The 7,967-nt window shown below is 34.3% G+C and carries 6 protein-coding genes and 1 tRNA gene; 3 read left to right on the forward strand and 4 right to left on the reverse strand.

Annotated elements, in window-relative coordinates; genetic code table 11:
- Window positions 1-286 precede the first annotated feature (286 nt).
- Genes Q0L29_RS11820 through Q0L29_RS11835 form a run of 4 tightly spaced genes read right to left on the reverse strand, consistent with a single transcriptional unit; the run spans window position 287 to window position 5,662 of the window.
- Window positions 287-1,270 carry an NAD-dependent epimerase/dehydratase family protein gene (locus tag Q0L29_RS11820; RefSeq protein ID WP_296621900.1) on the reverse strand — a complete coding sequence of 328 codons (984 nt, stop codon included), beginning with the start codon at window positions 1,268-1,270 and terminating at the stop codon, window positions 287-289.
- Window positions 1,270-3,642, reverse strand: a complete 2,373-nt coding sequence (locus Q0L29_RS11825) for a polysaccharide biosynthesis tyrosine autokinase (RefSeq protein ID WP_296621902.1) — start codon at window positions 3,640-3,642, stop codon at window positions 1,270-1,272. The genes Q0L29_RS11820 and Q0L29_RS11825 overlap by 1 nt, the downstream gene beginning before the upstream one ends.
- 9 nt (window positions 3,643-3,651) lie before the next feature.
- Window positions 3,652-4,455 (reverse strand): polysaccharide biosynthesis/export family protein, encoded by an 804-nt coding sequence (locus Q0L29_RS11830; protein WP_296621904.1) that lies wholly within the window; start codon window positions 4,453-4,455, stop codon window positions 3,652-3,654.
- A gap of 52 nt (window positions 4,456-4,507) precedes the next feature.
- A complete protein-coding gene (locus tag Q0L29_RS11835; protein WP_296621906.1) occupies window positions 4,508-5,662 on the reverse strand; it encodes a glycosyltransferase family 4 protein in 1,155 nt (384 codons plus the stop codon).
- Between the two features lie 190 nt (window positions 5,663-5,852).
- On the opposite strand from Q0L29_RS11835, the gene Q0L29_RS11840 reads away from it, so the two are divergent.
- From Q0L29_RS11840 to Q0L29_RS11850, 3 genes are all read left to right on the forward strand, one after another.
- Window positions 5,853-6,518 carry a cytochrome c gene (locus Q0L29_RS11840; protein WP_296621907.1) on the forward strand — a complete coding sequence of 222 codons (666 nt, stop codon included), beginning with the start codon at window positions 5,853-5,855 and terminating at the stop codon, window positions 6,516-6,518.
- A gap of 105 nt (window positions 6,519-6,623) precedes the next feature.
- Window positions 6,624-7,802, forward strand: coding sequence for a GTPase HflX (hflX, locus tag Q0L29_RS11845; protein ID WP_296621910.1), 1,179 nt, complete (start codon window positions 6,624-6,626; stop codon window positions 7,800-7,802).
- Window positions 7,803-7,893: 91 nt separating this feature from the next.
- Window positions 7,894-7,965: transfer RNA gene (locus Q0L29_RS11850), tRNA-Arg, on the forward strand.
- Window positions 7,966-7,967: the final 2 nt, after the last annotated feature.

The following is a 7,967-nucleotide window of genomic DNA, read 5'->3' on the forward strand; positions in this document are numbered from 1 at the left end:
AGTTCTTCCACATCAAAAAAGTGGAAATCTTTGCCCTGAATATGATTCTCGAATTTTTTAATCAACTCTTTCTCTTCGTCTTTTCTGTTTCTGAAAAATTCGCTCATAAATAATGAATAAGTGGTTATCCTACTTTGTCATTTTGTTATCATTCGCCTGAGGCTGTGCTTGTCTTTGCAGGCATAAAACCTAACTTGGTTCAGATAACATCACTAAACTAAGTAGGTTAAATAAATTTACTTAATTAAAGATGAAAATCAAGCAACGTTGAAATAATTTTTTAAGTTTATAATTCTCCTTCTTTCTGCATTTCATTTACTGTCCATTCTATGGACTCTTCTAAAGTCTTATAACGGATATTGAAAGTATTTTTTGCCTTTTCAGCATTATATATTTTCTTATTCCCCGCCATCTTAGCCGTTTCCATTGTAAGTGTGGCTGGCTTCCCACTTAATTTACTGAATATGTTTTCCAATACAGCCCCCAGTATCACCATAAACTTTGGCACTCCTATTTTAGGAGCTTTTAGGTTTAGCTGTTTTGCGATAGCCTTGAAAAAATCATGATAGCTAATGCTTCCTGCGTTTAATACAAACTGCTCATTCCTGATTTTATTCTCCAAACTTTGCACAATGATTTTAGCAACATCTCTCACATCAATATAATTGATTAAGCCTTTGGTGTAGAAAGGCTTTTGGTCACCTACATAGCCGAATAATTGTGCACTGCTCTGATAACGCTTTGCGGGGCCAATAATAACTGAAGGATTAAAAATGACAATAGGTAGTCCATCGGATGATACATCCCAAAGCAGTTCTTCTGCTTGTCTTTTGCTTCTACCGTAATTGCTTAAAAATTCATTCTCAGATTTAGGTGTGTCTTCGTCAATAAAAATATCCTGTGATCTTATACCCAAAGCGGAAATACTGCTTATGAAAATAAATTTTTTAACTCCAGCTTCCAGAGCAACTTTAGCCAATTTTGAAGTCCATTGGGTATTGATTTGGTAGATTTTTGCTGTATCTGACTTTTTATAGGAGACCAAAGCCCCGGCATGGATTACGTAATCAACTTTTTCTGGAATAAGCAAGAATAAATCATCTTCGATAGACTTTATTTCAATCCAATTAAGCTTTTCTGATGCTAAAGGAATATGAGAATCAACTCTTTTACATGCATAGATTTTATAGTCTTGAGCTATTAATTGCTGTAAAATTTGTTTGCCTAAAAGCCCTGTGGCTCCAGTCAGTAGTACAGTTTTGTGGGACATTAAATATTGAAGAGCCTTTTCAGAGTTGAGATAGACTTGCTGTTATTGTCATTGTAGTAATCCTGATAATAACCATAGCCTTTATTTTCCTTTCTTACTGCATTAAATATCAAGGAGATGTTCTGAATATTATTCAAATTCAAGCTTCTATGTAAATCATCTATAAATGATCTTTTAGAATAATCTGCTCTTAATACAAATAACGAATGATCAGATTTTTTCAACGCAATAATTCCATCAGAAACCAAACCAATAGGAGGAGTATCTAACAAAATAATATCATATTCTGATTTAAGTTCTTTCAATAGTTGGTCAAAATATTCTCCTTCTAATAATTCTGCTGGGTTTGGCGGAAGAATACCAGAGGGAATAAAATGTAAGTTGTCAGTTTTAGTAATGTTAACGCATTCTTTCCAGTGAATTCCTCCACTTAGGACGGAGCTGATTCCCATTTCATTTTCCTCCAGATTGAAGGCATATTGGGCACGGGGTTTTCTCATGTCCAAGTCCAAAATAATGACCTTTTTATTGGACATGGCAAGTATAGCGGCCAAGTTCACCGAAATGAAAGTCTTTCCTTCTCCACTGGTAGTTGAACTAATGGATATTACTTTTTTGCCATCTTTTATGCCAATGAAATCTAAACTTGTTCTTAAGGTTCTGAAAGCTTCACTAATTTGAGATCTTGGTTTTTCAGAAACTATTACACCACTTTTCTTTGCCACATTTCGGCTCAGTCGGCTGATTTTAGCTACAATTGGGATGCTAGTCAGTCTCTCAAGCTCGTGAATACTATTTATCTCATCATAAAGCAGATATCTAAATCCTATAAATATAAAGCTTAAAATAAAGCCTACTGCAAAAGATCCAATGTAAATCAAATTGGTAGAAGGCCCGATTGGACTTCTGGGTAAATTAGCCGGTGTTAAAATATCGACTTCAGACAACGTCCCTGCTTGGGCTATTTCAAATTCCGTTTTCTTTTGCATCAAAGACAAATACAGCTCTTCATACAGCGAGTAGAACCTCATTTTCTGATTGAGTTCATTTGTTTTAGCAGGTAATTGATTGAATTTATTCTCAATCTCTCGCTTTCTATTTAAAATGTTAACTTTTCTCTCTGCAAGAATCTCAACTTTATTGCTCAGGTAATTATTGATTCTATCCTTTAAAGCATTAATCTCTATATCTCTTTGTTGCAAGACCTGACTCTCTTTTTTGTAGCGAGTCTTAGCCATCTGATATTCCTGTTTGAGCTCAGAAAACTCTTCAAATAAAGGTTGCATATTAGAAGGTAATACTAAGTAATTGATTTGATCAAAGCTTAAAGTATCCTTCTCTAATTGATTTTGAATGTTCTTTATCTCTCCAAGCTGATAATTAATTCCATATAAAATGGAATCCATTTTTACCATTTCTGAAATTAATCTATTTACATCTTGGGAAGGGCTTACGGTTTTATTTTCTATGGTAAAATCCTCTATATAAGTTTCGTAACTAGAAAGCTCGTTTTCAGTTTGCTTTAATTGTTTATTAAGAAACTCAATCTTTAACTGATTTGCTCGATTTTTCTGCTCTTTGCTGTATTCCGTATAAAGCTCGCTTACTTGCTCCACTATAGCCTGAACTTTATAAGGATTGTAATCTTCAAAAGTGATTTTAATAGTGTTGGCATTCAAGTTTTCAGGAGCTACCGAAAGATTTGACTCCACATAGTTCATCAAACTTTCAGGAGTTGAAATGGTAAAAAACAAAGGTTCCGAATTAAAGAAAGATGGGGTAGTTTCTAATTTATAACTGCACCCATTGAATATAAAATATTTACCAAATTTTTGACTTATCCATTCTTCACTGTCAGGATTTGTAGATAATTTGAAATTTTGCTTATCAATAATATCTACATAAATTTTTTGCCCATAATCAGCACATGATTTCTCATAACTTACCGTAAATGGAGTGGATTTATATCGTTCTTCATTTTTGAATCTTCCTATTACATGGTAGGAAACGTCTAAGGGTAATTTTGCAATTACTTGCTTTAAAAAAAGTTTTGAACGAATAAGCTCCACTTCACCAGAAAGTGTATTAAGGTTTGAACTTTCCTCACTTAAAGGATTAAATCCAAATACACTCGCCTCACTTCTTTTATTAAGCTTTAGTTCCGCGTAGGATTGAAATTTTACGTTGGTGTATCGTACATAAAGGAATGCTACGAATAATGCTATTAATATTAATAAAATGGCCCAGGGCAGGTTTTTTTTAAGTATGGTTTTCAACTTAAAAAAGTCAATTACTTCTGGCTCCTGATTTTGGGGTTTATGTGAATTGCTATACTCCAGGTTTCTTTTATATCGTGTATCTTGATTGTCCATTGTCATTGATTATTTTAAATTTTCAATCACAATAAACAAGGTCACTACATTCGTTACAATCCCAATTACAGGTGCAATATCCCTAATGGATTCAGTAAATATTCTTCGAATTGGCTCGACATAAATAATATCATTGGGTAAAACATCCATGCTCGCTTTTTGCATTCCATCGATAGTCGCCAAATTAATCACCTGAACAGATGGATCATCCAAAGGACCTCTTATCAATCGAATATTTCTACCTTTAGAATCTCTAGTTAAACCGCCTGAAAGAGCTAATACTTCCAAAACAGTCATTTTTTCATTTTCCAGGGGGATAACCTGACCTCCTAAAGCACCTAAAACTACTACCCTTCTATTTAAGGCTCGAACTCTCACATAGGGTTGGATATAATATTCAGAATATTCTTCTTTTAATTTATCTTGAAGTCCTGCAATAGAATAGCCCTCCACTTTTGTTTCTCCTAATAAAGGCAAAATTGCGGTTCCGTTTGGCAAAATTTCAAATTCCTTATCTGGCATGAAGCGTCCTCCACCTGCACCTCCAGCACCTGTTATGGCATTTAATTCCATATTAGGATCAATCACTCGCTCCCCTTTATTGGTATAAACCTCAATATTGATTTTATCGCCAGCCTGAATTTTATAGGCACCTTCAATTTTAGAAATTTCCTCTTTGAAGTTTTCGGATTTAATATCCGATTCAGTTTGGAGAATAATATTCTGTCTGTACACTTTACAACTGCTCACGGCAAGTGCAAGTACAAGAATACTAATAGGATATAGGTAGAATTTTTTGATAGTTTTATTCACTAATGTAAAAATATAACCAAATAAGCAAAAGACAATAATTTATTGGAAATGCTTATAAATTATTTGCATAAGCTGCTATTAGTTCAGGTTTTAAGGTACTATTTTGATCAATTGCTTTCAAATAACGCTCAATCACTAAATTATGATCAAATCTTCTCTCCACAATTTCTCTACCTTTTAAGCCCATCTCATGACGTAGTTCCGGAGCCATATAATACATCTCTTTCATTTTAAGAGCAAGGTCTTCTTCATCTTTTACTTTGCATAGAATACCATTCAACCTATGATCAACAATGTTATTACATCCTGGTACATTTGAAGCAACTATAGGTTTTGCACAGGCTGCTGCTTCTAATAAAGTTCTTGGTGTCCCTTCTCTATAACTTGGCAAGACTACGCAATCAGCCTTATTGATGAAAGGACGAACATCATCTGTACTTCCCAGATAATTAATATAGCCTTCTTCTATCCAAAAATTCAATTCCTCCGCTGAAATTCCTCTGGAGTGCAATTCATCAAGCTTTCCCAGTAAATTGAACTTAGCATTCATTCCTCTTTCTTGTAGAATCGCTGCCGCTGCAACATATTCACGGATTCCCTTATCGATTATCAATCGAGAAATCATTAAAAACTCGAAGGCTTCTCCTTCTGCTTTTTCTTTAGGCGGTTGAGGTGTGAATTCATTTAAATCTATACCTGAACCCGGAATTACTTCACAAATATTTCTTTGGATTAATTTTTTATCCATGAAAAGCTGGTAATCTTCATGGTTTTGGAAAAATACTTTTTTAGGAAATTTAAAGGAAAACCTATAAAGGCTTAAAGCGATCTTTGATATCCAATCATCATTTAAGAAAATGGTACCTAGACCACTAACATTGTTAATAACCGGTATTCCAATCATAGCGGCTGCCAATGTTCCATAAATATTAGGCTTAATGGTATAATGTAAAATGATGTCAGGCCTAACTCTTTTATAAATATTGTACAATTCAATTGTTAGCCCAACATCTCGAGTAGGGTTAGCTCCACGGCTGTCCATGGTAACATCCTCAAATTCACATCCTGCTTCAATAAGCTTAAAGGTATATTCATCATGGGGCGCAATAGCCACCACATCATGCCCATCTTTTATCAGAGCTTGAATTAATGACATCCTAAAATTATAGATGTTCCATGAGGTATTTAAAGTGATAGCAACTTTCATATTACAATAACAAATCTACAAATAATAACACTTACGGTTCTTTTAAGTTGGGGAGATTTCGATAGGTAAGAGTTTAAGGTAGATTAGATTGTACTAATTCACTTTAAAGTACCCATAAAATTCAAATATAATGGACAATATGAAATTATTCCCATAGCCTTTATTATTTTTGTACAAAAAACAATTAGATATGGAAATTGGAATGCTTCACTCCCACGTATTAGTGGTCACTTTATTTTTATTATTTTTATTATTCAAAACCATTTTATTATTGGCTAATAAAAAAGATTTATTGGCTAAAGTCCGAAAATATAAAATGGTAGATCCTATTTTAGGAGTACTCATGCTAGCAACAGGAGGATATTTATTGTCATTGTACGGATCTGCTGCCCCGACCTATTTGTGGGTTAAATTAGTTTTAGTTTTAATCATTATTCCTATTGGAATTGTGGCCTTCAAAAAGGAAAACAAAGCCATGGCAGTCATTGCAGTGCTATTAACTTTTTACATTTATGGAGTTTCAGAAGTAGGAAGCTTGACTTTTTCAAAAGATGAAACAGCAGTGGTTTCTGATGATAGTCCTGCCAAAAATGCTGCTGAAGTAAATATTGAAGGATCTACTGCTGAATTATTGAAGAATGGGAAAGAGGTTTATTTGGCAGAATGTAAAAAATGTCATGGCGAAGACGGTAAAAAAGGTCTTTTCAAAGCTCCTGATTTAACGCAGAGTAAACTCAACTTATCTGAAAGAGTAGCATGGATTAAAAAAGGAAAGGGAGTAATGCCGGCATATGAAAATGAGCTAACTGAAACCGAAATTGAAGCCGTTGCGCTTTATTTAGATGAATTGAAATAGTTTTTCTCAAGCAATTGCTTGAGAAATGATTGTAATAATTTGAAATTCGGTACCCTAGATTGATTTTATTCGTAATTACATATTAGGATACCTATAACATAATATATGCAACATAATTCTGCAGAGGAAATAGAGGAGAAGAAAGCCGTTTTGGTGGCGATCATTACGCAAAATCAAAACGAAGAGAAAGTCAATGAATATTTAGATGAATTGGCTTTCTTAACATCAACATTGGGTGCAAAAACCATCAAGAGGTTTACGCAAAGATTGGAGAAGCCCGATATCAAAAGCTTTGTAGGGAAAGGGAAGTTAGAAGAAATCAATGCTTACATAAAAGCTGAAAATGCCAATTGGATAGTTTTTGATGATGATTTAACCCCTTCTCAATTAAGAAACCTGGAAAAAGAATTAGAAGTCAAAGTCTATGACCGGAGTTTATTGATTTTGGACATCTTCTTGAGCAGAGCACAAACTGCTCAGGCTAAAACACAGGTAGAGTTAGCTAGGAATCAATATTTATTACCACGTCTTACCCGTATGTGGACTCACCTGGAAAGACAGCGAGGTGGTACTGCAACCCGTGGTGGTGCTGGTGAGAAAGAGATCGAGACCGATAAAAGAAATATCCGAAATACCATTACTAAGCTGAAGGATAAGCTCGCCAAAATTGAAAAGCAAAGCAGGACCCAGAGAAAATCCAGAGGTAAGATAGTAAGAGTTGCCATAGTGGGTTATACCAATGTAGGTAAATCTACTCTTATGACCCTTTTGTCAAAATCAGATATACTTGCAGAGAATAAATTATTCGCTACTGTAGATTCTACAGTGCGTAAAGTCAATTTTGAAGATATCCCATTTCTTCTTTCCGATACGGTAGGTTTCATCAGGAAATTACCTACTCACTTGATTGAATCATTTAAATCAACTTTAGATGAAATCAGAGAAGCTGATGTTTTAATTCATGTAGTGGATGTTAGCCATCCTACTTTAGATGACCATATTAGTGTGGTTAATCAAACTCTAACGGATATAGGAGCCAGCGACAAACCTACTTTATTGGTATTCAACAAAGTGGATTTATTAGAGGATGAGGAAGAATTAAGTGTGAAGGAAAAAATAAGTAATCTGAAAAACACTTATTGGAATAAAGAGCAGAATGATGTTGTCTTCATCTCAGCTACCAATAAGGAAAACGTAGAAGAATTAAAAAGCAAATTGAGAAAATTAGTAGAAGCCAAGCATTTCACAATCTTTCCAAATTACTTGAAAAACACTTATTACTAATATAGATTTGTATTCCTTTACATCTATACCTAGGATTAATTTAACAAAAGCTAAGGTAGCTAAATCGATACCCTAGAAGCGACCTGGATATGACCCCGTAGTTCAACGGATAGAATTGGAGTTTCCTAAACTTTAGATGCAGGTTCGATTCCTGCCGGGGTCACA

This window comes from Marivirga sp. (assembly GCF_024636815.1).
Lineage (GTDB): Bacteria > Bacteroidota > Bacteroidia > Cytophagales > Cyclobacteriaceae > Marivirga.